Source organism: Pseudomonas violetae (assembly GCF_023072615.1).
In the GTDB taxonomy this organism is placed as follows: Bacteria; Pseudomonadota; Gammaproteobacteria; order Pseudomonadales; family Pseudomonadaceae; genus Aquipseudomonas; species Aquipseudomonas violetae.
In genome coordinates this window covers 62,914-89,299 of the sequence record NZ_JAKNRW010000002.1, presented here as the reverse complement: position 1 = coordinate 89,299, position 26,386 = coordinate 62,914, and the positions used below count along the sequence as shown (strand labels likewise).

The window sequence follows — 26,386 nt, the reverse complement described above, 5'->3', positions numbered from 1 at the left end:
GACTTTGTGATTGCTTCCCAGAAGTCGCAGGATTTCTCGCCGGCTCGCTGCGCGATCGGGCTATGATCCAGATATATGAACCGGACTCCCTTGACCTATGCCCGTTGACCTGCAAGCGCTCTACCCCAAACTCATCAATCTGATGCTGGATACGATCTTCGTGGTCGATAGGGACAACCAGATTGTATTTGTGAGTGATGCCTGTGAGGTACTGCTCGGTTACGGTGCCGACGAACTGACTGGCACTTCGATCACCGACTATATGCATCCTGACGATCTGGCGATCACACGGGCATCCATTATCCGGGTCATGAACGGTCAACCGCACATCGATTTTCGCAACCGTTATATCCGCAAGGATGGAGGTATCGTACACATCCTGTGGGCCGCCTTCTGGTCTGAGGACGTGGGTGCGCGGATCGGTGTCGCGCGGGACGTGACTGCACTCAGGCAGGTCGAGGCGGAGTTACGCTTCCTCGCCCATCATGATCCGTTAACCGCGCTGACCAATCGGTCGCTTTTCAATGAGCGACTGGACTCAGCCCTGCGAGCGGCTCGCCGTCACAAGAACACTTTGGCTCTGCTGTTTCTGGATATCAATGATTTCAAGGGTATCAATGATGTCCATGGACATGCGGCAGGCGATCGCGTGCTCTGTGTTATTGCACGCCGGCTGGAAGCTTGCGTACGGGAGACGGACACGGTGGCCAGAATGGGCGGTGATGAATTCACTGTTCTGTTGACGGATATCCAGTCGGAGGACACCGTTCTCGAAAAGGTGGAGCAGATTCTCGCGGTCATGGCCGCGCCGCTGGGCGCTGAATTTGGCGGGATAAAAATGCCCTCCTGCAGTATCGGCGTGGCTTATTACCCTGCGGACGGTGAGGATGCCGATACGCTCCTCAGCCATGCAGATGGCGACATGTACCGGATCAAAAGGCATCGTTCTGCCGCTAACTGACGAGCCGAAAGGGTATCTGCCATATGAAGCAATGTGTCGATCAAGCCAAGATTTTGCGCATGCTGCCACGCCGAGTCATCGTGCTAATGTCGACGCGAAATTACTGATCGCGTGTACGACTTGGCGAGCGCTGTCCTGAATATCGAGGATCACTTGACCAGCCTCACCGGCTAATTTGACTCCTTGTTCTGCCTTGTCTTTACTCGCCTCCATGCTGGCTACTGCCCCCTTGGCCAATTCACGATTGTGCTGCACCACTTCGACAATCTTTATAGTGGCTTGACTTGTGCGCGCAGCCAGGTTGCGCACTTCGTCAGCAACCACCGCAAAACCTCGCCCCTGTTCTCCGGCACGAGCCGCTTCGATGGCCGCATTGAGCGCCAGGAGATTTGTCTGCTCGGCAATCCCACGGATGGTCTGCACGATGCTGCTGATTAACTCCGACTGCAGACTGACAGCATTGACACCTTCGGCTGCGTGATTCAATTCGCCGGCCAGGCCTCGCATGACATCCACGGTCTCCTGCACCACTCGGGCTCCTTCGTGTGCTGTATCGTCGGTTTTCAGTGAAGTCTCATAGGCCATGCGCGCTGCTCGTGACTCAGTTTCCTGCTGTAGAACCTGATCAGTGATATCGCTCGCAAACTTGACTATTTTGTAAAGTCTACCGTTGGCGTCGAACACCGGATTGTAAGTCGCACGTAACCAGACTGTGCGTCCCTGGTTGTTGAGGCGCTTGAAGCTACCTGAGAAAAATTCGCCCTGATTCAGGCGCTCCCAGAACTGGCGATAATCGTTGGATTCACTTTCGCTACGCTCACAGAACAGTCGATGGTGCTTACCAACAATCTCCTCCAAACGGTAACCCATCACTGCAAGGAAGTTTTCGTTGGCGCTGATGACTTCTCCCTGTCGGTTGAACTCGATGGTTGCCATGGAACGGTTAATCGCCTTGATCTGGCTCTCCTGCTCTTGTTCTTTGCGAACCCGGGTAGTTACATCAGTAGCAATCTTGATGATCTTGATCACCTGTCCGGAGATGTCGCGAACAGGGCTATAACTGGCCTCAAGCCAGATCTCACGCCCCTGTTTGTCCAGGCGCAGGAAGCGGTCGTTTATGAACTCACCATTGCCCAGGCGTGACCAAAAACTTTGATAAGCGACGCTGTTGGCGTATTTCGGCGTACAGAAGATGCGGTGATGCTGGGCGTGAATTTCCTCAGCGCCATATCCCATTACCCTCAGGAAATTGCTATTGGCGCAGAGGATCGTGCCATCAGACTGGAACTCAATCAGAGCCATGGAGCCACCTAAGGCTGCAAGCGTGGCTTCGCTGTCAGCCAAGCGCCGTTGGCTGACGGCCAGTTCTTTTTTGATTTGCGCGTTGAACATACGTACCTCAGTGGATATGGGCTGCTTGGAACTTCCTTCAAGTCAACGAAAACCTATGCAAGGAGATATGGAATGTACAAGAATCTTGCGGGGTCAGATACGAATCGTCCATGCCGAACGAGCGGCAACGGCGTTAGAAAGGACGAGAGTATCCAGTGATGGCTGACCAATATCAGAATGACATACATTGGGAAAAACCTATACAAAAATATTAGTCTGTACAGGTTTATTCTGCGGCACATTGAAAATGTATTTCGCCTTACTCCTTCACTGCCCAATGCATCTAAACCGCCGGCAACGTTCCGAGCAGTAGCGCACCTCGTCCCAGCAACGCGCCCATTTCTTGCGCCAGGTGAAGGGCAGTCCGCAGACTGCGCAAACCTTGACCGGGAGCTCACTCTTTTTCACAACGACTCCCCGGCATCCAGTTTGGCGAGCAGTTTCTGGCCACGCTCCCAGAGCGCTTGCTGCTTGAGTTCAGTCATGCGGTCGAGATTTTTGTAGACCATGCTCATGCGCTGATTGCTGCGCAGTAGGTCGCCGTGACGCATTAAAAAATGCCAGTAAAGGGAATTGAAAGGGCAGGCATCTTCGGTGGTGCTTTCACTGACTTTGTATGCGCAGTTACGGCAGTAGTCAGACATGCGCTTTATATATTGGCCACTGGCGCAGTAAGGCTTGGAGCCCAGGTAGCCGCCGTCGGCGTGCATGACCATGCCCAGTGTATTGGGGAGTTCGACCCAGTCGAAGGCGTCCATGTAGATCGCCAGGTACCAGTCGCAAATCTGGCTCGGCGCGATGCCGGCCAGTAGCGCAAAGTTGCCGGTCACCATCAGCCGCTGGATATGGTGGGCATAGGCATGTTTCAAACTTTGGCCGATGGCCTGGCCCATGCAGTTCATCCGGGTGTCGCCCGTCCAATAGAACTCCGGAAGTGGTCTGCTGTTGCCGAACAGATTGCCGCCGGCGTAGTCTGGCATTTTCAGCCAGTAGACGCCCCGTACGTATTCACGCCAGCCGATGAGCTGGCGGATAAAGCCTTCGGCGGCATTGAGTGGAATCCGGTGCGCCCAATACGCAGCCTCCACGTCGCTGCACAACTGACGCAGATCCAGCAGGCCAATATTGAGCGCCGCACTGATACGCGCATGAAATAGAAAAGGTTCATCACTGGCCATGGCGTCCTGATAGTCGCCGAATCCTGCCAGGCCATAATCCAGAAAATATTCCCACAGCGCCTGCGCGTCGGCATGGGTGACCGGATAGTTGAAGTCATCGAGCGCGCCGTAGTGGTGATTGAAGCGCACCCTTACCAGCGCAAGCACTTCGCGGGTGATAGCGTCGTCGCTGAAGCGGGCCGGGTAGGGCGCTTTCACCCCTTTGGGCAGAGCCTTGCGGTTCTCGGCATCGAAATTCCACGCGCCGCCCACCGCAGAGCCGTCGCCATTGAGCAACAACCCGCTCTTGCGTCGCATCTCGCGATAGAAGAATTCCATGCGCAACTGCTTTTTGCCTTCGGCCCAAGCGCCGAACTCTGCGCGACTACACAGAAAGCGCGTGTCGACATGCCAATGGATGGGCAAGCCACAGTCTTTGAGCGCCTGTTCCAGCCGCCAGTCCCCGCACTCGGTGACGTGCACTTCATCTGCTTGCAACAGCGTGTGCCAGCGTCGCAACTCACTCGCAACCGAACCGCTGTTATTCGGATCATCCAGGGTGACGTATTCGACCGGTACACCCTGGTCTTGCAGCGCCTTGGCGAAATGGCGCATGGCACTGAAGATCAGGGCGATCTTCTGCGGATGGTGGGGCACATGGCTGGCTTCTTCCATGACCTCGACCAGCAGCACCGTATCGCACTCGGCATCGAGTTTCTGTAATGAAGCCAGGTCAAAGGACAATTGGTCGCCCAGTACCAGGCACAACCGATGGCGATTGTTCATTCAGTTCAGTCCAGCGTCAACCGGTTCATAAAGGCGTGGTCAGCGAAAACGGAATTCGCAGTTCCTCGACGGGCCCTGCATCCCGGCCGCACATCTCGTCGTGCACGCATTGCTGCACCAACACGCAGGGAAATGCCGGCACGGTCTGCAGCAAGTCACGCAGGTGGGTGATTGAACGCAGGTGCATCGGCTTGGCCGCATCGTCGAGCAAGGTGAACTGGCCATGATCGAGTCGGATCCGTGCCAGATAAAAACCACCTTCGAGTGACAGCAACTCCAGCTCGCGTATTTCGCTGTTGGCCGCACGCTCGGTCAGGGTTTGCAGGTTCATGCTTTTCTCCTTGCCTACCAGGGTAGGCGTTCTCCATCGTAGGCAAAGAACTGGCCGCTATCGGCCGGCGTCAACTGATCAATCAAGGTCAATAGTTCAGCGGCGGCAACGTCTGCCGGACGTGCGTTGGTGGCCCCACGAAAAGGTTGCGACAACCCCGACACAACGGTGCCTGGGTGCAGACTCAGCAGTCGACTCTGCGGACGAGTGCGGCCCAGTTCGATGGCGGCCGTCTTGATCAGCATGTTCAGCGCAGCCTTGGAGGCGCGATAGGCGTACCAGCCCCCCAGACGGTTGTCGCCAATGCTGCCGACCTTTGCCGAAAGCATCGCCATCGCGCCACGGGGATCAAGCAGCGGCAGAAAGTGCCGTAACACCAGCGCCGGTCCCAGTGCATTCACCTGAAACACGGCCTGCAGCGCCTGCGCCTCGATCGCGCTGTAGCTTTTTTCTGGCTTGACCTGGTCGCGATGGAGCAGGCCGGCGGCGTGTACGATCAGCTGATACGGCGCTTCTGCTGCCATTTCGGTGGCGGCACTGGCGATCGTTTCAGGCTGTTCCAAGTCCAATCCTGGCACTGTATTGCGGCCCAGCTCGCGAACCCCGACGCATCGCGGGTCCTGATGGAGCAGCTCGCAAAAAGCCGTACCCAGGGCACCACTGGCGCCGATCACCAGAGCGCGATAACCGTCGCCGAGTGAGGCCATGGTGAACGCGCTGTTCATTGGGTTTCTCCCGCGCCCTGGCGACGGAAGAACAAAGTCACCTGGCCGACCTCTACGCCGAACTTCGACATGCTGGTGCGGTTGATCAACGTGTCCTCGTCCATCAAGTACATCCAGTCGTCCATGCTCATTTCATACGTTGAGCCATCAACCGGCAGGTTCAGGCGATAACGCCAACGCAACGCATTGCCGGCGACTTCGCCCTGAGCGACACCCACTACATCATCCGCGCGACCGCTCCAGCGCCCCTTGCCTTCGGGCGTCAGGGTCCAGACCCTGCGTTGGCGCGTGCCGTCGCTGTACAAGAAGCGCTCGTCGAGAATCAGGTTTTTGCCCTCACGATGGCTGACGATGTTGACCTCGAAGCGCTTGGCCACCTCACCGGAGCGCTTCTGAAACATGCCCCAGGCTTTGACGGGTTTGCTGAAAAAGCGCTCCAGATTCAATGCCGGTTGCTGATCCGCATAATGGGTGACATCTACGCTGCCACAGCTTGCAACACTGAGTACCAGAGCCAGTAAAACCAAAAGTCGGGTCATTGCCTTTCTCCCTGAGTGCACAGGTGACGAGGGTGAAGTTTCGAAATCCATGCTTGTACATCAAGTAGGTCTTGTACAGGTTTATGGCTCGTGTCGAAGATCAGAAGCCGGCTAACTGCATCAACTTCGCCGCCCGATCAGTTGCAGGAATTCCTGGCGCGTCGTGGAGCTCTCGCGGAAGGCGCCCAGCATCACGGAGGAGGTCATGATCGAATTCTGCTTTGCCACGCCGCGCATCATCATGCACATGTGTCTTGCTTCAATGACCACGGCCACGCCGGCGGCATCGGTAATCTGCTGGATCGCCTCGGCAATTTGCCGCGTGAGGTTTTCCTGGATTTGCAGGCGACGCGCGAACATGTCCACCACCCGCGCCACCTTCGATAGGCCCAGCACCCTGCCAGTGGGGATGTACGCCACATGCGCCTTGCCGATAAAAGGCAGCATGTGATGCTCACACAAGGAATAAAGCTCGATGTCGCTGACGATGACCATCTCATCGCTCTGCGACTGGAACAAGGCACCGTTGGTGACGTCTTCCAGGCTCATCGTGTAGCCATTGCACAGATACTGCATCGCTTTGGCCGCCCGTTTTGGCGTGTCCAACAGGCCTTCACGCTCGGGGTTTTCACCGATGCCGACGAGAATTTCACGGTAATGGTTGGCTAGTAGTGGGTTCATTCAGGCTTCTCGCGGCGATGTTGCACGTTATCGGGGAGGCCGCCCCTGGCAGCAGGAGAAAGCCTGTTGATGGGGGAGTGGGGGCCACTCTATTGATAATAAGTTGTACGAATAAGTGATCGTTGTATAGGTTTATTCAAGATAGGCTGAAAAAAACCACCTGACAATGAGTCAGCAATCTTTTTGTGTAGACGCGATAACGTCACATCAAAAAGCACGGGAGTTGATCGGGTAACGGAAAGGAGAGGGGGGGAATGCGCGCTCCCGGGGAAATGGGAGCGCTGCGCTGGCAGATCCGGATTGGCCATGGGCGGGCGGCCGAAAGCGACCAGATCGGCCAACCCCCACTCAAGCAACTGCGCGGCAGATTCGGCGTTGTAACGCCCGGCGTAAATGATCGCGCTGGTGACGGTGTCACGCACCGCACGACGAAAGGCTTGCGGCATCACAGGTGCGTCGCCCCAGTCGGCTTCGGCGATCACTTCACGCACAAAACGCAGGCGATTGCGCAGCAAGCCACCGTACTGATCGGTGCGCACATTGCTATGGGCGCACATGAACTGGTTCACCAGATAACCGTTGGCACAGTGCCGTTCGATACCGTCGAAGCCTGCGTCCATCGCATTTCGCGCAGCCTGAATATAAAGCTGAAGCTGAGCGAAGATCACGCCGTAATCCGGGGCGACTCAGTGAACAGCATTACATCAAGAACGGGATTTTTATGAGGACCATCACGAATAGCACAAGTCGTTGACTAAAAATGTTTACTTATGATTGGGAATGATTATTATTAGCGCCTCGATCCCTGAAGGACATGCGCCAGTGATACGGACCTCTTCGGTGTTTTCCCGGTTACACGCAGGGAACAACGTCTACGGCTTGCTCAACTCTCTACCTTCACCGATGCTCTGCGAAATGCTCGCGTTTGCGGGCTACGATTTCGTGATTCTCGATCTTGAGCACTTACTGCGCTCCGAAGAAGACATCATGCATTGTGTCCGCGCGTGTGAGGCCGCTGGCATTTCGCCTTGGCTGCGCATACCTCAAGTGGACGAAAAACTGATCGGTAGGGCACTGGATGCCGGCATCGAAGCCATTGTCCTTTCACGCACCGAAAGTGCTGCGCAAGTTCAACGCGCCATTGAAGCGGCGTTCTTTCCGCCCTTGGGAAAACGCGGAATAACCGGCGGACGCATTACCGGTTTCGGTCGCCTGCCATTACCCGAATACATCGATCTGGCCAATCGTCAGACCCCTATTATTCCCATGATCGAGAGCCGCGTCGGGGTCGACGCGCTCGGCGAGATTCTGCAACTGCCCGGGGTAGGCATGATCATGGAGGGTGCTCTGGATCTGTCGCTCGATCTTGATCTGGGCCCCGACCCGCTCAATCCTCAAGTCTGGCAAACGCTGCAAAACATGGCCGATGCCTGCCTCAGCGCCGCCATACCTTTCTGCGCAAATCCCCGCACGGCCGAACAGAACACGCTGTGGCGTGCTCGCGGGATCCGCAGTTTTCTGGCCGGTGAAGACCGAGGCTTGCTGCATAACGCATTGAAAGCCCGCCTGCATTCTCTCCAACAGTAAAAATGAGCCAACGTAGTCCACATGAAAACAACAACAAACTCCTTACATTTTTCACTCAGTCTTATCGCCTTGGGCATCTGTCACGGTGCCATGGCCGCCGATCAACCCGCTGAATTGCCCACCGGACCTTCCAGCAGTTTGTTACTGGCGCCCATGACAATTCAGGGTGACGTTCTCGGCACGGCCAGCGATCAGGAAGTGCGCACCTATGCCGGCAGCCGCAGCGTTATCAACTCCAGCGAATTGCAAAAAGCCAGCGCCCGCGGTCTGGACGATGCGCTGCAACGGGTACCGGGCATCAAGATTTTTGACGAAACCGGCACCGGCGCCTTGCCGCAGATTTCCGTACGCGGGCTGTATGAGAGTCGCAGCGGCCGGATTCAAGCGTTGTCAGATGGCATTCCACTGGCATTGGCGCCGTATGGCCAGACCGGTCTGTCGTTGTTTCCAATGACCATGGCTACGGTTGACCGTATTGATATCGTGCGCGGGGGCGCAGCGGTGCAATACGGTCCGAACAACGTTGGCGGGGTGATCAACTTCATCAGCAAGCCGATTCCGCGCGAGTGGGAAACCACTCTGCAGGAGAAGTTGACATTCAACCCTGGCGGGCGCCAGTTGTGGGACAACTATGTGGGTACCGGCGGCTATCTGACCGACAACTTCGGCCTGCAACTGGACCTCAATACCCTGGGTGGCGAATACGGGCGCGAGCACTCCGACACCGATGTTCAGAACTACCGTCTGCGCGGCCAGTGGAACATAGACGACGATCGCGATCTGAGCTTCGGTATCCAGCACTACAAGGCCAATATGGACCTGGCCGGAGCACTTAGCGTGCAGGATTACAAGGATGATCCACGGCAATCGACGCGTCCGCTGGACCGCTTCGAGGGCGACACCAATCGCGTGTGGGGCACCTACACCCAGCGCCTGGGCGCCATGGGGCCGTTCGACTCAGTAGAATACAGCTGGACCAATTTCGCCCACGACAGCTACCGCAACTTCGTGGTCGGCCTACCGTTCACCCCGGACGGTACGGCGGTAACCAAACAGGACGGCCCACGCGACTTTAAAGTCTGGGGCTCGGAGCCGCGCATCAGTGCCACCATCGATGGCGACACGGTTGGCCAGACCTGGTTGCTGGGCGCCCGTTATGTCAGCGAAGACATCGACTACAAGGTCAACCGCCAGACCGTCGCTACCGGCGTGACGACGCCGTTCCGGGACTGGAAGTTCGATGACGACGCTCGCGCGTTCTACCTCAGCAACGCCATCAGTCTGCTCGATCATCGCCTGACCATCACCCCCGGCGTGCGCTACGAAAACGCCCGCATGGATTACGCGGACGGCATCACCGGGTTCTCGCGCGAGAACAAATCCGAAGAATGGCTGCCGGGCCTGACAGTGGGTTACCAGGCGACCGACGCCTGGTTTGTCTACGCCAACGCCCAGAAGTCCCTGCGTCCACCGCAAGTCACGCAGATCGTCAAGGAAGGCGATGTCGGCGCCGAACTGGCGTGGAACTACGAGACCGGCGTGCGCTATACGCCTTGGGACGGCATGCGCGTCGACTTCAACTTGTACCGCATCGATTTCGACGACCAAATCAGCTACAACGCCACGACTGACCGTTTCAATAACCTTGGCAGCACACGTCACCAAGGTTTCGAGAGCGAGATTTTCTGGACGCCGCAAGCTCTACCTGATCTGGACCTGCACGCCAGCTATGCGTACCTTGATGCCAAGCAACGCAACGGCACATTCAAGGACAACGAAGTACCGTATTCCTCGCGTAATCAGTTTACGGTTGACGGTCGTTACCGTTTTGCCGAGCACTGGACCTACAACCTAGACGGTCTGTACATCAGCAGCGCTTATACCGATGCCGCTAACTCAAACGATGAAAATGCCACTGCCAGCGTGGGCAAACTACCTGCTTACTGGGTCTGGAACACCGCCATTGAGCGTGAGTTCGAGCTGGCAGACAAAAGCGTCCTGACCGCGTCCGCGGGCATCAGCAACCTGTTCAACCGCGAGTACTACTTCCGCGGTATCGACACCAGCCCGTGGGGTCGTCAACCCGCGCCAGAGCGCTCGCTCACCCTAGGCGTCAACTACCGCTTCTAAACCGCGCACTCGCGCACGTGTAAACCAGTTGCCCGATCCTCCGGGACGGGCAACTGCTGCCCCCAGGAAACTGCCATGCAACGTCCATTCGTTATCCTTGCCCACGTCGCCCACCCTGCCATTATCGAGGGCTTCCTGCCTGCCGCGCACAAACGCGGGTTGCCGATCGTGGTCATCACCGACCACGCTCAGGAACACCGGCGCCTGCTCGCCACCTCGCACATTTCGCCGGATGAGCTGCACGTTATCGAATGTGATGTGTTCAATCCGCTAGCGGTCATCGAGACACTCAACGGTCAGGGTCTGCGCCCCGCCGCAGTGTTCTCCAACAGCGATCACCTGCAGACGGCGACAGCAATGGTGGCCGAGACATTCGAATGCCCCGGCAAGGACTGGCGACTGTGCTATGCGGCAAAGAACAAGGCGGCCATGCGCGAGCGCATGCAACGTCTCGGCTTGCCCGGGCCATGGTTCCAGGTGATTACATCGAATTCCCGACTGCCGACCGATGCACCATGGCCGGTGGTCGCCAAGCCTCGTGAAGGCGTCGCCAGCCTGGACGTCAGACTATGTCAAAACGCCGCCGATCTGGCCGTTTACTGCGAACAGTTCTGGCAGCAGCAACCGGACCGGGCGTTGTTGCTGGAGGCGTACATAGAAGGCCCATTATTCACCCTTGAGACACTGGGCGACGGGCGCAACCTGCAAGCCATCGGTGGCTTCGACGTCAGCCTTTCAGCACCGCCGCATTTCGTAGAACTCACCGCACGCTGGAATGGACAACTCAGCCGCGCGCAGCGCGCCGGCGCGCTGGCTCAAGTGGCCGCGTTCGGGGTCAATTTCGGGGTTTGCCACAGCGAGTTCATTCTGACCGCCCAAGGCCCGGTGCTGGTTGAGATCAACTATCGCAGCATCGGCGATGGTCGCGAGTTCCTGCTTGATCGGCTGCTGCCACAGGGTTGGTTCGACCGCATCGTCGCTTTGTATTTGGGAGGCAGCCTGAGCGACGCGCAACCGGCGCAAGCCGAAGCAACCGTTCATTACCTTGTGGCCGACCGCTCGGGGCGTCTGGATCAGGCCAGCGCCAGCTTCAACGTCGAACGAGAGGGCCATTGGTGCGATTACCGCGCACTTCGTAACACCGGCGACATCGTGACCATCAGCCATTCCAACAAGGACTACGTCGGCGTACTGAGACTGATCGCGCCGGATGAGGTGAGCCTCGAAGCGCAACTGAATTCCACTCTGAACGACCTGAAGTGGGTGATGGCATGAGCCTGTATCCGGACGCCGCGGATCAGGCGTTCATGACTCAACGCATCATCGATTGCTGCCTGCGCGAGGACATCCGAGGGATCGTCAGCACAGGACAGATTTGTCGGTTGCCGGAAGAACTGATTCAACACTTGCAGCATCAGCCCGACGCAAACTGGCTGCGGATTGTCCATCTGGGTGCCGACGAACTATGGCTGCCGGTGGTCAAGGCGTATCCGTTGCAGGACTGGATTGGTACAGGCGACGCCTGGATCAAAGTGTCGCCGCAAAGCCACGGCGAGGTTCAACGCGGCTACGGGCTCTGGCTGGGCCACCTGAGCCACGGCCTGGACGAAGAAAGTCAGACGCTGTTCGCGGCATACCTGACAGAAGCGGATTGCGCGACCGAACACCGGATCCTGTGCAATCAGGCATATCGCCAGCATGGCCCTGCGCTGAGCGACGTGACTGGCCTGAAAGACTGGTCGCAGAGGCTGATCAAGATCGATCAACTGGCGAGCTACCTGGATCATCCGTTCTATCCAACGGCGCGGGCCAAAAGCGGCTTCGATGCCGCCGCGCTCAGAGGCTACGCGCCGGAGTTCGCGCCGCACTTCGAACTCAATTGGCTGGCGATTCCCAACAATGCCGTGACCCTGACCAGCCCGCAGCCACCGCACTGGCCGAACTTCGAGGAAGTCGGCCTGGCAGCGACCTTGCAAAACACCCATTCATTACTGCCAGTGCACCCGCTGACCTGGGGCGAGCTGGATCAATACGGCCTACCTGAAGGCACACTCAAGGCTACACGTTCGGCCATGCAGGTCGAGCCTACGCTGTCCGTGCGCACGGTGGCCTGCATTGATCACCCTCAGTGGCACATCAAACTGCCGTTGTTGGTCAGCACGCTCGGGGCGCGCAACTTGCGCCTGATCAAACCCAGCACACTCTACGACGGTCACTGGTTCCAGACCACCCTGTTGGCCTTGTCCGAACGCGATCCGGCACTGGCGTCACGTTATCTGCACGTCGACGAAAAACACGGTGGCCATGCCGCCGAAAGTCGTCACCTCGCCTATATCGTGCGCCGTTACCCGACGGGTCTTGAGAACACCACACTCGTACCTGTCGCCGCGTTGGCCAGCCCGCTTGCCGACGGGCGCCTGTTCCTCGAACAACTGGTCGAGCGCTTCTACGCAGGTTCGTTGCAACACTGGCTGGATGATTATCTCGATCTGCTGCTGCAGGTCCATCTGCGGCTGTGGCTGCATTACGGCATTGCGCTGGAGGCCAACCAGCAGAACGCCGTCTTGATGTTCGAACAAGGTCAGCCATTGCGCCTGCTGATGAAGGACAACGACGCCGCTCGCCTGTGGCCTCGGCGCTTCACCCATGCGTGCCCAGATCTCGCTGATCTGCCGGCAGCCTTGCAGGATGAGCGCATTCGCGTGGACAGCAGCCAACCGTTGGCCGAGATGTTCTGCACCATCACCTTGCAGCTGAATATTGTTGCGATCCTGGAAGCGATAGCGACCGCAGGCCTGGCCTCTCGATCCGGTCTGTACGGCACGCTGCGTCAGCGTCTCATGACCTGTCTGCAACATCTCGAAGCAGAAGGCATCGATTGTCACGACGCACGCCGATGGCTGCTCGACAGCCCGAAACTGCCGGTGAAATACCTGCTCAGCGCCGGCAGCCTGTTCAGCAAGGCGCATTCCGGTGCCAGCGATATCAACAAGTTCTATGGCTACAGCGCGGCGAACTTCCTGCTGGAGGATGCTCCATGCAACGGCGTCTAATCACCAGCGTTCTGCTGGGGCATTACCTGTCGGCCTTCACGGCGCTGGGTATTCCGTTGTACTTGCCGCGCATCCTTGCCGACCTCGCACCTGACACACCAGGTTGGGCCATCGGTGTACTGTTCGTGTTGCCGACGCTATGCACCGCACTGGCGGCGCCGATCTGGGGACGCTGGGCCGATCGCAACGGTTGTCGCTTGTCGCTACTGCGTGCGCATGCCGGACTGTTCGCGGGTTTTCTGCTGGCAGGCTTCAGCCCTAATCTGACGGTGTTCGTCCTGGCGTTGATCATCCAGGGCACCTTCGGCGGCGCAATGGCGGCGTCCAACGCCTACCTGTCGACCCAGTTCAAGGGCGGCGATTTGTCCCGCGCCCTGAACTGGACACAGTATTCGGCGCGCCTGGCGATGATCAGCGGCCCGATCCTGTTGGGACTGCTGACCGCGCAAGGCATGGGATTGAGCCTGTATCGCTATCTGGCCTGGTTACCGCTGCTGGCCTTCGTACTCATCCTGCCGCTGCCCAAGGACGCCCCCAAGCATGTCTTGGACAGCAAAAAAGCAGAGGCATTGGGCGACCTGCCGGAAGACATGCCGCGGCTAATGGCGGTGCAGTTTCTGTTCAGCTTCGCGATGGTCGTCACCTTTCCTTACTTCATGCCCTTCGGCGAGCAACTGGGAATTGGCAGCGATGCCATGATCGGCGTGCTCTACAGCCTGCCGCATCTGGTTTACCTGCTGGCTCTGCCCTGGGCTCAGAAACATCAGGGCAACCTGCTGTTGCCGGGGCTGGCACTGCTGGCAATCAGTAACGCGCTGCAATTTTGGAGCGTGCAGGCCGAGCCGCTGTTCGCTCTGCGTCTGCTCAGCGGGGCCGGCATGTTGCTGAGTTTTGTCGGGCTGCACCGTTGTCTGAGCCAGCGCAGCCGCCAAGGCAGCGCCGGCCGCCTGTTTGGCTGGTTCGACTCAAGTGGCAAATGGGCCGGCACGGCTGCCGGGGTCACTGCCGCACTGGTCAGTCAGACCTGCGGCATCGCATCCCCCTTTCTCGTTGCGTGCCTGGCGGCCACAGCGGCCATGGTGCTCGCCCGCCCTCTATTGATGACTTCCCGGGAGATTCCGGCATGACGTTCGCTCTGAATACCGTATCGCTGAGCACCGTATCCCAGCATGACCACGCCCTCGATGGCGAAGCCCAACGACATGCCATCGAGTGCCTGCTCAATTGCTATTTGCGCGAATACGCATTGCCCCGCAACGAAGTGAACCTGAACGATCAAGCACAGGATCTGCCGATGAGCCTGCGCCAGGCCAACAGTCGTTGCATCAGCATTCGGCTGCCCAGTGGCCGCTTGGTCGTACGCATCGACCGTGCCAGCCTTCTGGGCCGTTGCCACTACATCAGTGCACCCTATTTCAAAGGCAACAACCAGAGTTGGCGACCGTTGAAGGCCCACGAACTGGCGCGCCTGCTGTGTACCCCGTTGAGTGGCGCCGACCGCGTCGGCGAGATGCTGCAACAGATCGGTAACAGCCTGCAGATCACCCGCACCTTTCTGCGGCATTCAGGCCCGGGCAACCAAGCAGCGGACAGCCTGTTGGCGTCCGAGCAACATCAACTGTGGGGCCATGCCCTGCATCCGACACCGAAAAGTCGCGAGGGCATCTGCCATGACGATTTGCTGACCTGCTCGCCGGAAGTTGGGGCGCGCTTTCAGTTGCACTGGTTCAAGGTTGATCCGCCGCTGATTCGTCATCAGGGCGAGGATCCGCGCAGCACGTTGCGCCAACTGTCGGGGCGCGAGGACGCCTATCCGTGCCACCCTTGGGAAGTCGCCCGCGTGCTTGCCGACCCGCTGGTACAGCGTGCGCAACAACAGGGTTTGATCGAATACCTCGGCCCCCTGGGTCAGGCCATGTACCCGACGTCGTCAGTGCGCACGCTCTACCATCCGCAGTTGGCCTATTTCATGAAGTTCTCGATGCACGTGCGCCTGACCAACTGCGTGCGCAAGAACGCCTGGTATGAACTGGACAGCGCCGTTGCCCTCACTCGACTGCTCCGCCCCGTCATAAGCGAGTTGGCGACGCAACAGCCGGGTTTCATGTTGATGCCCGAGCCCAGTGCCACCAGCCTGGACCTCAGAGCGCTCGGTACGCTGGATGAGGCCCGCGAAGTCACCGAATGTTTCGGTATCGTTTACCGGGAAAACCTTCCCGTCGCCGAACGCGAGCGTTATCAGCCACAAGTGGCAATGGCGCTATTTACCTGGGACCAACAAGGTCGCAGTGTCTGCCGCCCACAGGTACAGCGCTACGCCGACAAAACCGGCTTGACCATTGAGCAAGCCACGCTGAACTGGCTGGATGCCTATGCCGGTCAGATGCTCGGCGGTGTGCTGTATTGCCTGTTCCGTCAGGGCGTGGCGCTGGAGCCGCATTTGCAGAACACGGTCATCGGCTTCGCTGAAAACGGCCTACCCAGTCAGGTCTGGATTCGCGATCTGGAAGGTACCAAACTGGTCCCTGAAATCTGGCCCGCTGAACGCCTGAGTGCGCTGGATGAACGCACCCGCAGCTCGGTGTACTACAGCGCGCAAAAGGCCTGGCAACGAGTGGGCTACTGCGCACTGGTGAACAATCTTGGCGAAGCGATCTTCCATCTGGCCAACGGCAGCGGCACGCTGGAACAACAATTATGGGACCGAATCGGCGACCTGCTGCACGCGCAATCCACGCGTCTGGGCCATCCGACAGAACTGCGTGAGTTGTGCGCCGGCGCTCCCTTCCCAAGCAAGGAAAACTTCATGACGCGCCTGATGATGCGCGCCGACCGCGAGGCCGGTTACACCTTGCTGCCCAGCCCGCTGACGATGACTGAAAAGAGAAAACACGCATGAGCCTTCCTGCCTCTGTCACCCAACGCATCGAGCAGCTCAAGACTGAACATGACGCGCCATTGTGCGCCTACGTCTACGACCTGCCTGCCCTTGAGCGGCACGTAAAGGCAATGCGTCAGGTACTGCCCGAAAACTGCGAATTGTTCTACGCCGCCAAGGCCAACCCGGAAGCCTTGGTGCTGAAAACCCTGGCGCCGTGGGTGGACGGTTTCGAGGCGGCCTCCGGCGGCGAGCTGACGTGGCTGCATGAACAGTGCCCCGACAAGCCGCTGATCTTTGGTGGCCCCGGCAAACTTGATCGCGAACTGGATATCGCCCTGCAGTACCGGATTTCGGCGTTTCACGTGGAGAGCGTGACCGAACTGCGCAGTCTGGCGCGCATCGCCCGCGAACGCGGTGTGCGGGCTCCGGTGATGCTGCGGCTGAATCTGAAGTTGGTCCAGGCACCGCAGAGCCGATTGGTCATGGGCGGCAAACCCACGCCGTTCGGACTGGACGAGGACGGTCTGGCAAGCGCTCTGCAACTGCTGCGCGAAGAACCGTCTCTGGAACTCAAGGGGCTGCATTTTCATCTGCTGTCGCACCAGTTGGATGTCGACGCGCACCTTGAGTTGATTCGCAGCTACTTTCTGACCTTCCGCCAGCTGTGCGCCGACCACGACCTGCAACTGCCGCTACTGAATGTCGGCGGAGGGATGGGCATCAACTATCAGGACGCGGCTAAGTCATTCGACTGGCCACGGTTTTGTCAGGGCCTGCTGGGGTTGATCAATGAGTACGACATGGGCGCGACCCGCATACGTTTCGAGATCGGCCGCTTCATCAGCGCTACCTGTGGTTACTACGTCATGCAGGTGCTGGACATCAAAAGCAGTCACGGCGAGTTTTTTGCCATTGGACGCGGCGGTACCCATCACTTTCGCACGCCTGCGGCTCAGGGCCACGACCATCCGTTCACGGTACTGCGAGGCATTCAACCGGCACAAATCAGCGATAAGTTCGTGACGCTGGTGGGTCAATTGTGTACGCCAAAGGACGTCCTTGCCAGACTACAACCGGTGGCGCAGCTAGCGATTGGTGACCTGCTGGTATTTACTCTCGCGGGCGCCTATGCCTGGAACATCTCGCACCAGAACTTCCTGATGCACGAACCACCGTTGAAGGTTTTTATCGAGGGCTGATTCCGCGCATATCTGTGGTTGCTTGTCCGATGTGTCCTTCAAACTCTTCGGACAGCTTTCATCCTGTGTAATCAAATTTTCAACCTGCTCTGGCTGCGGAACTTGGGATTCCGAAAGTCATCATTCCGCCATTCGCCGGCGTCTTTTCAGCGTGGGGCATGTTGAGGCTCGATTCCCGCCGCGATTACATACAGTCTCATCTTCAACTGCTTGATGACGAAGGGTTGCTTGGCCTGACTAGGGCTTTTGCCAGTCTTCAGGCCACGGCCGAAGCACAATTTTCCGACGACGGTGTCTCGCGCGAAAAGCTCCGTTTCGAATGGCACATCAATGCTCGTTATACCGGCCAGGAACACACGGTAAAAGTAGTCCTTGATGAGTTGCAGTTGCCGTCAATACTCGAGCGCTTTCACGCGCAGCATGAACAAGCCTATACCTTCCGGCTGGAGTTACCGATCGAGGTGGTCAACCTCCATCATCTGCACGGCTCAGCGTCCGGCACCGGTTTCTGCTTACTTCGAGTCAATGGTGGCGGCGGCCGATGTGATACGTCGGGCATTGGCTCAAGTGTTGCCCGATCGATTGATCGCAGGGCAACTCGGTTCCGTGTGCTCAATTTTATTGAACGGGCGCCACGCCACTACCAATGATGAGTACCTCATGGTTCAGCCGTTGGTTGGCGGTTGGGGCGCCGGGCATGACAAGGATGGGGAGAGCGGTCAGTTCTGTGTGGGCAATGGTGAAACCAGCAATATTCCGGTCGAGTTGACCGAGCGCTGCTATGAAGTATTCGTCGAACACTATGGTTTTCATCATGAAGACGGCGGCGCGGGGCGTCACTGCGGTGGAAGAGGAGTAGTGCTCGATTATCGGATCCTGTCACCCAAAGCTTGGGTGTCGACTTTCTTCGGGCGCGGCATCACCCCGCCGTGGGGCATCGACGCAGGTCTTGAAGGCTCGTGCAATTATGCCGAAATTATTCGCGCAGATGCTCCAACCGAGCGCTTCAGTCGAGCCAATCGCGTAGCGCTTGAAGAAGGCGATTTGCTGCGGCTGGTCACTGCCAACGGCGGTGGTTGGGGGCCGGCTAAAGCGCGGAGCCTGGAAGCTATCCAGGATGATATAAAAAACGAATACATCTCAATCGAACAAGCTCGGCGCTACTATCCAGACCAGATGCCTTTGGCATAGCCGAACGGGTGCTAGTGAACAGAACTGGCAGCAGAATTTGCATGAGAGGTGCCTGCCAGGGACGGCAGGGCTTCGATACTACCGAAGGTAACCCGATAACTCATTCGAGTCTCGCTCGTTCGACTCCAGAGGGGGCTCGCCTAAGGGAAGCCCACTCTGTGACTGCCTGACGCTCGTCATCTGGCAGTGACTCATGAGCTTGCCAAGCTGTCCCACCAACAACAGCAATCGATGATGCACCGAAAGACTTGGCACCTGGCACGGGTGGGCATTCATCGCAGCCGCAAAAACAATTCGAAGATGGCCCACCGCATGCACCCGTTACGACAAAGCCTGCACAATGAGCTACACGCGCGCCCGTCATTGTATTTCGATGAGCCGGCCCATGTGTTTCATTTGGCCTTCCTTGGCAGCGATGAGGCGTGCAATGCATTCCTTGAACAATGCTGCGTTGGTTCTCTCGACCTCAATGCCGCTCAGGGCATTACACAACTCGGTGGTCATGCTCTGAAATGGGAGCGCCATGCGGAGTTTTTCACCCTGACACTGGTGGTCGCCTCACCCTGTGACGACTTTTCTTGGACATCGCTGCCCGAGGTGCTGGCGTCAAAGGTTGAAGGGCATTTGTCAGTTCTGATCAACTCGGTGCAGATTGTCGTGCGTGGTGAAGCCGACCTGGATCTGTCCCGTTACGGCTTCAAGGATCCGAGCGGCTCATGCGTGGGTGGTGGCGATGCAATGGTCTGGAGTGATTTCCGCTTGAGCGAAGATGGCAACAACCACTTTTTGTTCGTCAACCGACGCCTCAATGCCTTCCGTCAGGGCCGGATGATACGCCGCCTGCTGGAAATCGAGACCTATAGGATGATGGCCTCGTTATCGTTGACCATGGCCAAAGACTTGAGCGTGCAGCTCGATGTTTTTGACAAGACCTTGGTAACCCTTTCCGAACGGAACGCTGATCCCGACGGCAGTAATGCGAAAGCCCTGCTTGCGGATATTTCCAACCTTTCTGCCCAAGTGGTAAGCAGCTCTGCAAAGACCAGGCACCGCTTCAGTGCCACACACGCCTATGCGCAATTGGTGTTCGAACGTTTGGGTGAGCTGCGAGAAAGTCACGTTGGTGATTGCCAACGCCTGGGTGTATTTATTGAGCGCCGCTTCAAACCTAGCGTCAGGTACTGCACCGCCACCGAACAGCGTCTGGAGCATCTGGCTGAAAGCGTGGCCAACCTGGGCGATTTGTTACAAGCACGAGTGCAGGTAGAAATGGAGGAACAGAACTCGGAAATCCTGAAAAGTCTGAATGCTCGCGCCGATGCTCAGATCAAGATCCAGCGCGCAGTGGAGGGGCTGTCGATTATTGCCATTACCTACTACCTGCTCAGTTTGCTCAAGCTGGGTTACTCAGGGCTGCACCTGCTTGGCGTTGGGGTGGCCCCGAGAGAGGCCATGCTGGTAATGGCGCCGCTCGCGCTCAGCATTCTTGCGTTGATCGTGCTCCGTATCAAGAAAGTGAAAGAGCATTAAGGCGGTGATCTGACTGATTTTATTTACTAGGGCGCGTGCTGATAAAAACTGGCAGCGCACACATTATTGAAGTCGCTGAAGGACTGCTTGCGGGGGGGGGGGGCGGTTGCAGGAGCTGAGTGCAACACGGTTATTGAATTGAAGCACAAGCCTCATGTTGCAAGCCCATCAGCTGAGTAAATACCTCGATTGGACACTGCCAGTTAAATCGTTTGCGCGGTCGGATGTTCAGCAAATAAGCAACCGTGTCCAACTCCTCTTGGGTGTACTTGGACAGGTCGGTTCATTTGGGCAAAAAGCTCGCGGACAACGCCGTTGGTGTTCTCGTGGGTTCCCCGTTGCCATGGGCTTTACGGGTCAGAAAAGTAAACCGCGATACCCGTCTTCTGAGTGAGCTCGCCGTGCCTGGTCATTTCCTTGCCCTGGTCATACGTCATGCTTTTACGAACGGCCAGCGGCATGCCGTTGAGCGCCGTGCTGAACCCTTCGACCGCCGCGCTCTCGGAGCAAATGAAGCACCAGTTCGAAGCGTTCGTTGCCCAGAATCAACTTTCTGGCAGAGCGGAAAACTTTACCGCGCTCACGAGTGTGAGCCAGTGCGACGTGGGCAACGTATCCCCCCATTTAGGGATCGATTGCGACGCAACTCGCGGCTGATCGTTCTCCAACCCACTGAAAAACTCCACTGGATCAGTGCTAAAACGCTGCCAAATTTCAAGAGAGCTGGCACGATCGTTCAGGCGGCCTGCAATCCTCGCAATCGCCCAGGGTGTCACAGTCATTCAAGAGAGTGAGTACCCAGCCATAAATCGCCAAGGGCATGAGGTCGTGATAGATCTCATTCAATGACTGGGTGCCGCCTCCCTTCATTACGCGTGCGCCAAGCGCGACATCCCCTAAGCATCTGTTAGACCTCTCGGGTGTTGACAGGGAGGTTATGTTCAAAGTTTTTCTTTCTCTGAGTGTTCTTAGGCTTAGCGTTACAATTGATCCAGTTGGTTCTTCAACAGTGCAACTTCAGCTTCTAGTTCGCGCACTCGCTCGCTAGCCTCAACCTCGACGCTGACGTCCTTCTGGATACCGATGAAGTAGGTGAGTTGATCTGCGTCGTTGAACACAGGGCTAATCGACAGTTCGTTCCAGAACGCACTGCCATCCTTGCGATAGTTACGAATGATTTGTCTGCAGGGGTGAAGGTTCTTTATCGCCTCGCGAATAGCTGACAAGCCGGTTTGGTCGCGGTCATCACCCTGCAGAAAACGACAGTCCTGGTAAAGGATGTCGTCAATACTGTAGCCCGTCAGGCGCTGGAAAGCGGGGTTGGCGTAGATCAGTATGTTCTCGTCGCCTTCCTGCTCTGCTACCACGATTCCATCGTTGGATGCTTCAACCACCAGTTGCAGCAATTCTGCATTGATCATTTTCAGAGCCCCAGTGAATGTCACATCATTCTAGGGCAACTTGAGGCTTCTGAGCGCTTTCGAGATCATTCGACAGCATCCCTGCGACTCACCAAGGCGCAGCCAGCGAGAAAGGTAGGCGCAACGACTCGATGGCCCCCTGGCGTGAGCCGCACAACGCGTCGGGATGAAGACTCAGCAAGCGGGTTTGCGGGCGGGTTCGCGCCAGTTCGATCGCCGCCGTTTTAATCAACATGTTGAGCGCGGCATTGGAGGCGCGACAGGCATACCAGCCGCCCAAACGGTTATCGCCGATGCTGCCAACCCATTGCACAGGTACTGCATCGCTTTGGCTGCGGGCCTGGGCGTGTCCAGCAGTCCTTCACGTTCAGGGTTCTCGATTACGCCTACGAGAATTTGACGGTAGTGCTCGGCTAGTGATGGAATCATTTTGATTCCTGGCAGCTATGCTGCACCAAATGTGCCGGCAATCCTTAGCAGTAGGGGAGTGCCTGCTGCGCACCAGATAACAAGGGGGTCGCCAGATTATCTGTGGCTCAGGTTCTTCGTCGGCCCAATGGCAAAGCGAAGTTTTCTAGGTCTGCTTTGTTTTCAAAATGGCCCGCTCGTCTGATGCGGGTTTTGACTCCGGCACCCCGCAACGGTCATCGACACAGCGACGGCGGCCATCAGGGTGAGGAAGCCACGCCAAATGGGGGCGTAAGCGGCAGAAGAGGCTATAACCTAAAGCAAGCAGCGGTCGGGTGGCACGCCATGTCAGTGGCGCTGCCCAAAAACCCAAACCGGCGGCTCGCCAACTCCACAGGGTGGCGTCCAGACCGGTTACCCAGCGGCCATCGGCGAAACGGGCGTGCAGCGAGGACTGCATTTGCTCGAACGAGAACCCGAGTGCCTTGGCATCGAACGCACCGCTGCTGATGTCAATAAATAGCAGTCGACTCTCTGCGGCGTGTCGATGCAGGATCTTGATTTCGCGCGCACACAGCGGACATTGACCGTCAAAGTACAGCGTCAGTGGCCAAACATTTTTATTGTGCATTTATAGCGACCTTGTATAGGTTTTTCACACGATATGCTGAAAGAAAAGGACTGACAATGGGTTCTATTCTTTTGCCGCGAGATTGGCCGTTACGCGCAATCCAGGGATGGTTTGCCTGTATTCTTGGACTCGCTTATCGCTGGGTATCTACATGATCTAGCCAGCGCCAAGGAATCATCTAGATAGTGGCGCGAGCCTTTGATGACCACCTCGCTGGCCTCGATACTCGCTCCGTACACGAGCTTTGTAGAACCGTTCGTGTATTACTGAGCCTGCGGGCTCGCCTAAGCCACGCTGAAAAATGCGACCTTCTGGGTAAGACGATCAGCAAGCAGCGCTAACTCTTGGCTGGCCGTTGCAACTTCACGAGAGCCCGTTGCCGATTGCACTGTTGAGCTATGGATGCGCGTGATATTTTGCGCAACGTCTTCGGCCACGACGCTTTGCTGGATAGATGCGCTGGCGATTTGGGCGTTCATGTGGTTTATGGCGCCGACTTGCTGGCTAATTTTAGCTAATGCCGTCTGGGCGTTGCGGGTTTGCGCAACGGTGTGGCTTACCAGTTCGCAACTATTACGCATGGTTTGTGCAGCAGTTTCAGTGCCGCTCTGCAGGGTGCCTATCATTTCGCGAATTTCCCGCGTCGACTCCTGAGTTCGGTTAGCTAGAGAGCGCACTTCATCGGCCACAACTGCAAACCCTCGGCCATGCTCACCTGCTCGGGCCGCTTCGATGGCAGCGTTCAGCGCCAACAGGTTAGTTTGCGTGGCAATTGAATTGATTACCTCGATCACTATTTCAATCTCTTCACTACGCTTCGACACTTGTTCTACGGTGTTGGTCGTTTCAACCAGTGTGTTCGCTAATTGTTCGATAGCGACAGTGGTGTCCGCAACGACGCGATTACCGCTCACAACTTCTGCATCGGCTAGGCGCGTCGCGTCCGCTGCTTGAGATGCATAGCCTGACACTTCAGTGACCGTTGCCGCCATTTGCGTAATTGCAGTTGCCACCTGTTCGGCTTCGTGGGTCTGCAGGCTGATCTGATTGTTATTGGCGGACGATGTGGTCAACAGTTGCCTAGATGAATTGTTGACCTCTTGGGCCGCAATGCGTACTTCACTAATGGTATCAGCCAAACGGCTGAGGGCAGTTTTCAGTACACCCATCACACTGTTCGGATAATCGGTAACAATCATTTGTTGCAAATCGCCTGCGGCCAACCGTTGGATAGCCTGCGCCACCTGAGTCGGCTCAGCACCCAGCGTTGACTTGACGAAGCGAATAATAGAGATCGCCAAAATGATGCTCAGTAGCAGCGCTATCCCGGTGGCCATGAGCATCAGTCCTCGAAACTCACTAGCGGTGGTTTGTACCCCACTGAGTTGGCTTTTGATCGAGGCTTCTTCATAGTCAATCAGTGCATTCACGCGTTTCAACCACTCGCTGTATTCACCGGAGGTTTGGCGTAGCAGCAAAGCCTGTGCACCAGAAATATCGCCGGCGCGACGCAGGCTAATTACCGATTTAGTAGAAGCTAGCGTTTGCTTTTCAATGTCTTTAATCGCCCCTAACAGTTGTTGCTCCTGCGATGTTACTCCCGCAATTGCGAATAGCCGATCCATGGGTATAGCTGAGTCGGAGTAGGCCTGTTCTAGATTGATAACTTCACTGAGGTGGACGGCTAAGTCTTGATCACTCTCCACCAACACTGCGTCCCGAATAGCAATGGCCCGGTTGTGCACGCTTCCGCGAAAGTTGATAGCGTAGCGTTGAATCTTCGCCGCATTTTCGCTTACGTGTTCTAGGGTGGAGTCGATAAATCCCACACGTTGAATACCCACGGCGGTGATTAGTATGAGCAACGACACAATTACGGCGAAGCCAAGGCCTATGCGCGAGGCTAGGGAGATTGCGTTTTTCATAGACTGAACTCTTAGCTAGACCCTGTACGGGCAGGACTTGATGGTTCCATTTGCTATCCATGTCAAGGGCTGCTTGTGCGCCTCTACCGCCCATTTGAAAGTGACGACAGCCTGGCGAGGGACGAGCGTGAGCAACTGGTGATAGCTGACTGATGGCAGAGTGACATACATTGCATAAAACCTATACAAGAATTTGACTCTGTATAGGTTTTTCGCCTTTCGCAAAATGAAAGCGCTGCTGGCTGTCGCAATCGGGTTTCGAGAATGCACCAACAGGCGAGCAGATCGCTCCATCAAGCCTATCCATGGCTTCTCCCAATTTGCGTCGATGCTTAGGACGACCCGAAAACTCTCATTCTTGGCCTTCAGGGCCTAGGCCGAGATACGTGCTCATGGAGCGGCCCCGTTCCCTTCCCATCTATGACTGGGGTCACCTGGTAATTTGGACGCACGGTGAATTATCAGATGGAAGCTGCTGGAAAAACGACGGATCAGGTACAGACTGTTAAAAACAACGGTGATCCCATGAGCGGTCTCGTTTTTTGTCTACAGCTGAATACCCTCGCTTGCATTCGCTTTCATATACGTGTGTGACGCGGTGTAGTGAGTGACGCTCTGGGCGCTCGCGTCAGTTGGGTATATTGACTCTGTGAACTTTAACTTCTGCTCTTTCGATATGTAGTCATCTTGGGCACAATGCGGATCCTTTTTTGGCTGGCCTTGCTGGAGGCCTCGAAATGATCAAAACGCCGTACTACCTCATCGACAAACAGAAGCTGCTGACGAACATGCAGAAGATTGCCTATGTGCGCGAACAGTCCGGGGCCAAGGCCCTGCTGGCGCTCAAGTGCTTCGCTACCTGGTCGGTGTTCGACTTGATGCAGCAATACATGGATGGCACCACGTCGTCGTCGCTTTATGAGCTCAAGCTCGGTCGACAGAAATTCGAAGGTGAGGCCCATGCCTACAGCGTGGCCTGGGCCGACGACGAGATCGAGGAGATGCTCGAAAACTGCGACAAGATCATCTTCAACTCCATCAGCCAACTGCAACGCTTTGCCAAGCGTTCAGAAGGTAAAATTCGCGGCCTGCGGGTCAACCCGCAAGTCAGCAGCTCTGATTATCTGCTGGCCGACCCGGCGCGCCCGTTCAGCCGTCTTGGCGAGTGGGACCCGGTAAAGATCGAAGGCGTAATCGACCAGATCTCCGGTTTCATGTTCCACAACAACTGCGAGAACGGCGACTTCGGCCTGTTCGACCAAATGCTCTGCACCATCGAAGAGCGCTTCGGTGAACTGCTGCACAAGGTCAACTGGGTCAGCCTGGGCGGCGGCATTCACTTCACCGGTGAAGGCTATGCGCTGGACGCGTTCTGCGCGCGGCTCAAGGTGTTCTCGCAAAAGTACGGTGTGCAGGTCTACCTGGAGCCGGGCGAAGCCGCGATTACCAACAGCGCCTCGCTGGAAGTGACGGTGCTCGACACCCTCTATAACGGCAAGCACCTGGCGGTGGTGGACAGCTCCATCGAAGCCCATCTGCTTGACCTGCTGATTTATCGCCTCAACGCCAAGCTGGCGCCGAGCGAGGGTGATCACACCTACATGGTGTGCGGCAAGTCGTGCCTGGCTGGTGACATCTTCGGCGAGTACCCATTTGACCGTCCGCTGGCCATCGGCGATCGACTGTCGTTCATCGACGCCGCGGGTTACACAATGGTTAAGAAGAATTGGTTCAACGGCCTGAAAATGCCGTCCATCGTGGTTAAGCAGCTCGACGGTACAGTCGAAGTGGTTCGCGAATTTGGTTATGAAGACTACCTGTCCAGCCTTTCGTAAAACGGACAAATAAAGGAGAGAGA

Annotated in this window: 21 protein-coding genes and 7 pseudogenes; 12 read left to right on the top strand and 16 right to left on the bottom strand. The window is 57.0% G+C overall.

The window, feature by feature from the left end:
- Nucleotides 1-97 precede the first annotated feature (97 nt).
- Complete coding sequence (locus L9059_RS02735; protein WP_247287104.1) at nucleotides 98-961, top strand: sensor domain-containing diguanylate cyclase; 864 nt, start codon at nucleotides 98-100, stop codon at nucleotides 959-961.
- Between the two features lie 75 nt (nucleotides 962-1,036).
- On the opposite strand, the pseudogene L9059_RS30835 reads toward L9059_RS02735, so the two are convergent.
- The 9 genes and pseudogenes from L9059_RS30835 to L9059_RS02690 all read right to left on the bottom strand — a co-directional run.
- Nucleotides 1,037-1,471 (bottom strand): annotated as a pseudogene (locus L9059_RS30835) (methyl-accepting chemotaxis protein); the annotation flags it as partial.
- 108 nt (nucleotides 1,472-1,579) lie between these two features.
- A pseudogene (locus L9059_RS30830) lies at nucleotides 1,580-2,263 on the bottom strand (PAS domain-containing protein); the annotation flags it as partial.
- 357 nt (nucleotides 2,264-2,620) lie between these two features.
- On the bottom strand, nucleotides 2,621-2,761 hold the full coding sequence (locus L9059_RS02720) for a DUF2256 domain-containing protein (RefSeq protein WP_247287102.1): 141 nt from the start codon (nucleotides 2,759-2,761) through the stop codon (nucleotides 2,621-2,623).
- On the bottom strand, nucleotides 2,758-4,296 hold the full coding sequence (locus L9059_RS02715) for a cryptochrome/photolyase family protein (RefSeq protein ID WP_247287100.1): 1,539 nt from the start codon (nucleotides 4,294-4,296) through the stop codon (nucleotides 2,758-2,760). Before L9059_RS02715 ends, L9059_RS02720 begins: the two co-directional genes overlap by 4 nt.
- A 25-nt stretch (nucleotides 4,297-4,321) precedes the next feature.
- Nucleotides 4,322-4,627 (bottom strand): DUF6482 family protein, encoded by a 306-nt coding sequence (locus L9059_RS02710; RefSeq protein WP_247287098.1) that lies wholly within the window; start codon nucleotides 4,625-4,627, stop codon nucleotides 4,322-4,324.
- A gap of 14 nt (nucleotides 4,628-4,641) precedes the next feature.
- Entirely contained in the window at nucleotides 4,642-5,352 is a 711-nt protein-coding gene (locus L9059_RS02705) for an SDR family oxidoreductase (RefSeq protein WP_247287096.1), read from the bottom strand.
- Entirely contained in the window at nucleotides 5,349-5,891 is a 543-nt protein-coding gene (locus L9059_RS02700) for a DUF3833 domain-containing protein (protein ID WP_247287093.1), read from the bottom strand. Before L9059_RS02700 ends, L9059_RS02705 begins: the two co-directional genes overlap by 4 nt.
- Nucleotides 5,892-6,011: 120 nt before the next feature.
- Nucleotides 6,012-6,572 carry a GTP cyclohydrolase I FolE gene (gene folE, locus L9059_RS02695; RefSeq protein WP_247287084.1) on the bottom strand — a complete coding sequence of 187 codons (561 nt, stop codon included), beginning with the start codon at nucleotides 6,570-6,572 and terminating at the stop codon, nucleotides 6,012-6,014.
- A gap of 281 nt (nucleotides 6,573-6,853) precedes the next feature.
- A pseudogene (locus L9059_RS02690) lies at nucleotides 6,854-7,219 on the bottom strand (oxidoreductase); the annotation flags it as partial.
- A gap of 133 nt (nucleotides 7,220-7,352) precedes the next feature.
- Here L9059_RS02690 and L9059_RS02685 point away from each other — a divergent pair.
- From L9059_RS02685 to L9059_RS02645, 9 genes are all read left to right on the top strand, one after another.
- Nucleotides 7,353-8,159, top strand: a complete 807-nt coding sequence (locus tag L9059_RS02685; RefSeq protein ID WP_247287082.1) for an HpcH/HpaI aldolase family protein — start codon at nucleotides 7,353-7,355, stop codon at nucleotides 8,157-8,159.
- 21 nt (nucleotides 8,160-8,180) lie between these two features.
- Nucleotides 8,181-10,289, top strand: a complete 2,109-nt coding sequence (locus L9059_RS02680) for a TonB-dependent receptor family protein (protein ID WP_247287079.1) — start codon at nucleotides 8,181-8,183, stop codon at nucleotides 10,287-10,289.
- A 75-nt stretch (nucleotides 10,290-10,364) separates the two neighbouring features.
- On the top strand, nucleotides 10,365-11,564 hold the full coding sequence (locus tag L9059_RS02675) for an ATP-grasp domain-containing protein (protein WP_247287078.1): 1,200 nt from the start codon (nucleotides 10,365-10,367) through the stop codon (nucleotides 11,562-11,564).
- Nucleotides 11,561-13,342 carry an IucA/IucC family protein gene (locus L9059_RS02670; RefSeq protein WP_247287076.1) on the top strand — a complete coding sequence of 594 codons (1,782 nt, stop codon included), beginning with the start codon at nucleotides 11,561-11,563 and terminating at the stop codon, nucleotides 13,340-13,342. Before L9059_RS02675 ends, L9059_RS02670 begins: the two co-directional genes overlap by 4 nt.
- Nucleotides 13,327-14,469, top strand: coding sequence for an MFS transporter (locus L9059_RS02665; RefSeq protein ID WP_247287074.1), 1,143 nt, complete (start codon nucleotides 13,327-13,329; stop codon nucleotides 14,467-14,469). Before L9059_RS02670 ends, L9059_RS02665 begins: the two co-directional genes overlap by 16 nt.
- Nucleotides 14,466-16,241 (top strand): IucA/IucC family protein, encoded by a 1,776-nt coding sequence (locus L9059_RS02660; RefSeq protein ID WP_247287072.1) that lies wholly within the window; start codon nucleotides 14,466-14,468, stop codon nucleotides 16,239-16,241. Before L9059_RS02665 ends, L9059_RS02660 begins: the two co-directional genes overlap by 4 nt.
- Nucleotides 16,238-17,422 carry a type III PLP-dependent enzyme gene (locus tag L9059_RS02655; RefSeq protein ID WP_247287063.1) on the top strand — a complete coding sequence of 395 codons (1,185 nt, stop codon included), beginning with the start codon at nucleotides 16,238-16,240 and terminating at the stop codon, nucleotides 17,420-17,422. Before L9059_RS02660 ends, L9059_RS02655 begins: the two co-directional genes overlap by 4 nt.
- Before the next feature lie 375 nt (nucleotides 17,423-17,797).
- Nucleotides 17,798-18,613 (top strand): hydantoinase B/oxoprolinase family protein, encoded by an 816-nt coding sequence (locus L9059_RS02650; RefSeq protein WP_345894247.1) that lies wholly within the window; start codon nucleotides 17,798-17,800, stop codon nucleotides 18,611-18,613.
- 312 nt (nucleotides 18,614-18,925) lie between these two features.
- On the top strand, nucleotides 18,926-20,143 hold the full coding sequence (locus L9059_RS02645) for a DUF3422 domain-containing protein (protein ID WP_247287061.1): 1,218 nt from the start codon (nucleotides 18,926-18,928) through the stop codon (nucleotides 20,141-20,143).
- A 130-nt stretch (nucleotides 20,144-20,273) separates the two neighbouring features.
- Here the strand turns inward: L9059_RS02645 and L9059_RS02640 are convergent.
- Nucleotides 20,274-20,643: pseudogene (locus tag L9059_RS02640) on the bottom strand (IS30 family transposase); the annotation flags it as partial.
- Between L9059_RS02640 and L9059_RS02635 the strand changes: the two are divergent.
- Nucleotides 20,579-20,800, top strand: a complete 222-nt coding sequence (locus tag L9059_RS02635; protein ID WP_247288317.1) for a hypothetical protein — start codon at nucleotides 20,579-20,581, stop codon at nucleotides 20,798-20,800. The pseudogene L9059_RS02640 and the gene L9059_RS02635 overlap by 65 nt on opposite strands.
- A 57-nt stretch (nucleotides 20,801-20,857) precedes the next feature.
- Here L9059_RS02635 and L9059_RS30825 read toward each other — a convergent pair whose 3' ends face one another.
- From L9059_RS30825 to L9059_RS30820, 6 genes and pseudogenes are all read right to left on the bottom strand, one after another.
- Complete coding sequence (locus tag L9059_RS30825; protein ID WP_428480246.1) at nucleotides 20,858-21,088, bottom strand: DUF7693 family protein; 231 nt, start codon at nucleotides 21,086-21,088, stop codon at nucleotides 20,858-20,860.
- A 35-nt stretch (nucleotides 21,089-21,123) separates the two neighbouring features.
- Entirely contained in the window at nucleotides 21,124-21,564 is a 441-nt protein-coding gene (locus L9059_RS02630) for a PAS domain-containing protein (protein WP_247287036.1), read from the bottom strand.
- 163 nt (nucleotides 21,565-21,727) lie between these two features.
- Nucleotides 21,728-21,868: pseudogene (locus L9059_RS02625) on the bottom strand (short-chain dehydrogenase); the annotation flags it as partial.
- Nucleotides 21,862-21,993 (bottom strand): annotated as a pseudogene (locus L9059_RS02620) (GTP cyclohydrolase I FolE); the annotation flags it as partial. The pseudogenes L9059_RS02620 and L9059_RS02625, both read right to left, overlap by 7 nt.
- Nucleotides 21,994-22,138: 145 nt before the next feature.
- Nucleotides 22,139-22,603 (bottom strand): thiol-disulfide oxidoreductase DCC family protein, encoded by a 465-nt coding sequence (locus tag L9059_RS02615; protein ID WP_247287034.1) that lies wholly within the window; start codon nucleotides 22,601-22,603, stop codon nucleotides 22,139-22,141.
- A gap of 284 nt (nucleotides 22,604-22,887) precedes the next feature.
- A pseudogene (locus L9059_RS30820) lies at nucleotides 22,888-23,415 on the bottom strand (methyl-accepting chemotaxis protein); the annotation flags it as partial.
- Nucleotides 23,416-25,265: 1,850 nt separating this feature from the next.
- On the opposite strand from L9059_RS30820, the gene L9059_RS02605 reads away from it, so the two are divergent.
- Nucleotides 25,266-26,363, top strand: a complete 1,098-nt coding sequence (locus L9059_RS02605; RefSeq protein ID WP_247287030.1) for a carboxynorspermidine decarboxylase — start codon at nucleotides 25,266-25,268, stop codon at nucleotides 26,361-26,363.
- Nucleotides 26,364-26,386: the final 23 nt, after the last annotated feature.

Coding starts and splice junctions, on each gene's coding strand:
- L9059_RS02735 (WP_247287104.1), top strand. CDS start 98: ATGCCCGTTGACCTGCAAGCGCTCTACCCCAAACTCATCAATCTGATG.
- L9059_RS02715 (WP_247287100.1), bottom strand. CDS start 4,296: ATGAACAATCGCCATCGGTTGTGCCTGGTACTGGGCGACCAATTGTCC.
- L9059_RS02710 (WP_247287098.1), bottom strand. CDS start 4,627: ATGAACCTGCAAACCCTGACCGAGCGTGCGGCCAACAGCGAAATACGC.
- L9059_RS02705 (WP_247287096.1), bottom strand. CDS start 5,352: ATGAACAGCGCGTTCACCATGGCCTCACTCGGCGACGGTTATCGCGCT.
- L9059_RS02700 (WP_247287093.1), bottom strand. CDS start 5,891: ATGACCCGACTTTTGGTTTTACTGGCTCTGGTACTCAGTGTTGCAAGC.
- folE (WP_247287084.1), bottom strand. CDS start 6,572: ATGAACCCACTACTAGCCAACCATTACCGTGAAATTCTCGTCGGCATC.
- L9059_RS02685 (WP_247287082.1), top strand. CDS start 7,353: ATGATTATTATTAGCGCCTCGATCCCTGAAGGACATGCGCCAGTGATA.
- L9059_RS02680 (WP_247287079.1), top strand. CDS start 8,181: ATGAAAACAACAACAAACTCCTTACATTTTTCACTCAGTCTTATCGCC.
- L9059_RS02675 (WP_247287078.1), top strand. CDS start 10,365: ATGCAACGTCCATTCGTTATCCTTGCCCACGTCGCCCACCCTGCCATT.
- L9059_RS02670 (WP_247287076.1), top strand. CDS start 11,561: ATGAGCCTGTATCCGGACGCCGCGGATCAGGCGTTCATGACTCAACGC.
- L9059_RS02665 (WP_247287074.1), top strand. CDS start 13,327: ATGCAACGGCGTCTAATCACCAGCGTTCTGCTGGGGCATTACCTGTCG.
- L9059_RS02660 (WP_247287072.1), top strand. CDS start 14,466: ATGACGTTCGCTCTGAATACCGTATCGCTGAGCACCGTATCCCAGCAT.
- L9059_RS02655 (WP_247287063.1), top strand. CDS start 16,238: ATGAGCCTTCCTGCCTCTGTCACCCAACGCATCGAGCAGCTCAAGACT.
- L9059_RS02650 (WP_345894247.1), top strand. CDS start 17,798: ATGAGTTGCAGTTGCCGTCAATACTCGAGCGCTTTCACGCGCAGCATG.
- L9059_RS02645 (WP_247287061.1), top strand. CDS start 18,926: ATGCACCCGTTACGACAAAGCCTGCACAATGAGCTACACGCGCGCCCG.
- L9059_RS02635 (WP_247288317.1), top strand. CDS start 20,579: ATGCTTTTACGAACGGCCAGCGGCATGCCGTTGAGCGCCGTGCTGAAC.
- L9059_RS02630 (WP_247287036.1), bottom strand. CDS start 21,564: ATGATCAATGCAGAATTGCTGCAACTGGTGGTTGAAGCATCCAACGAT.
- L9059_RS02615 (WP_247287034.1), bottom strand. CDS start 22,603: ATGCACAATAAAAATGTTTGGCCACTGACGCTGTACTTTGACGGTCAA.
- L9059_RS02605 (WP_247287030.1), top strand. CDS start 25,266: ATGATCAAAACGCCGTACTACCTCATCGACAAACAGAAGCTGCTGACG.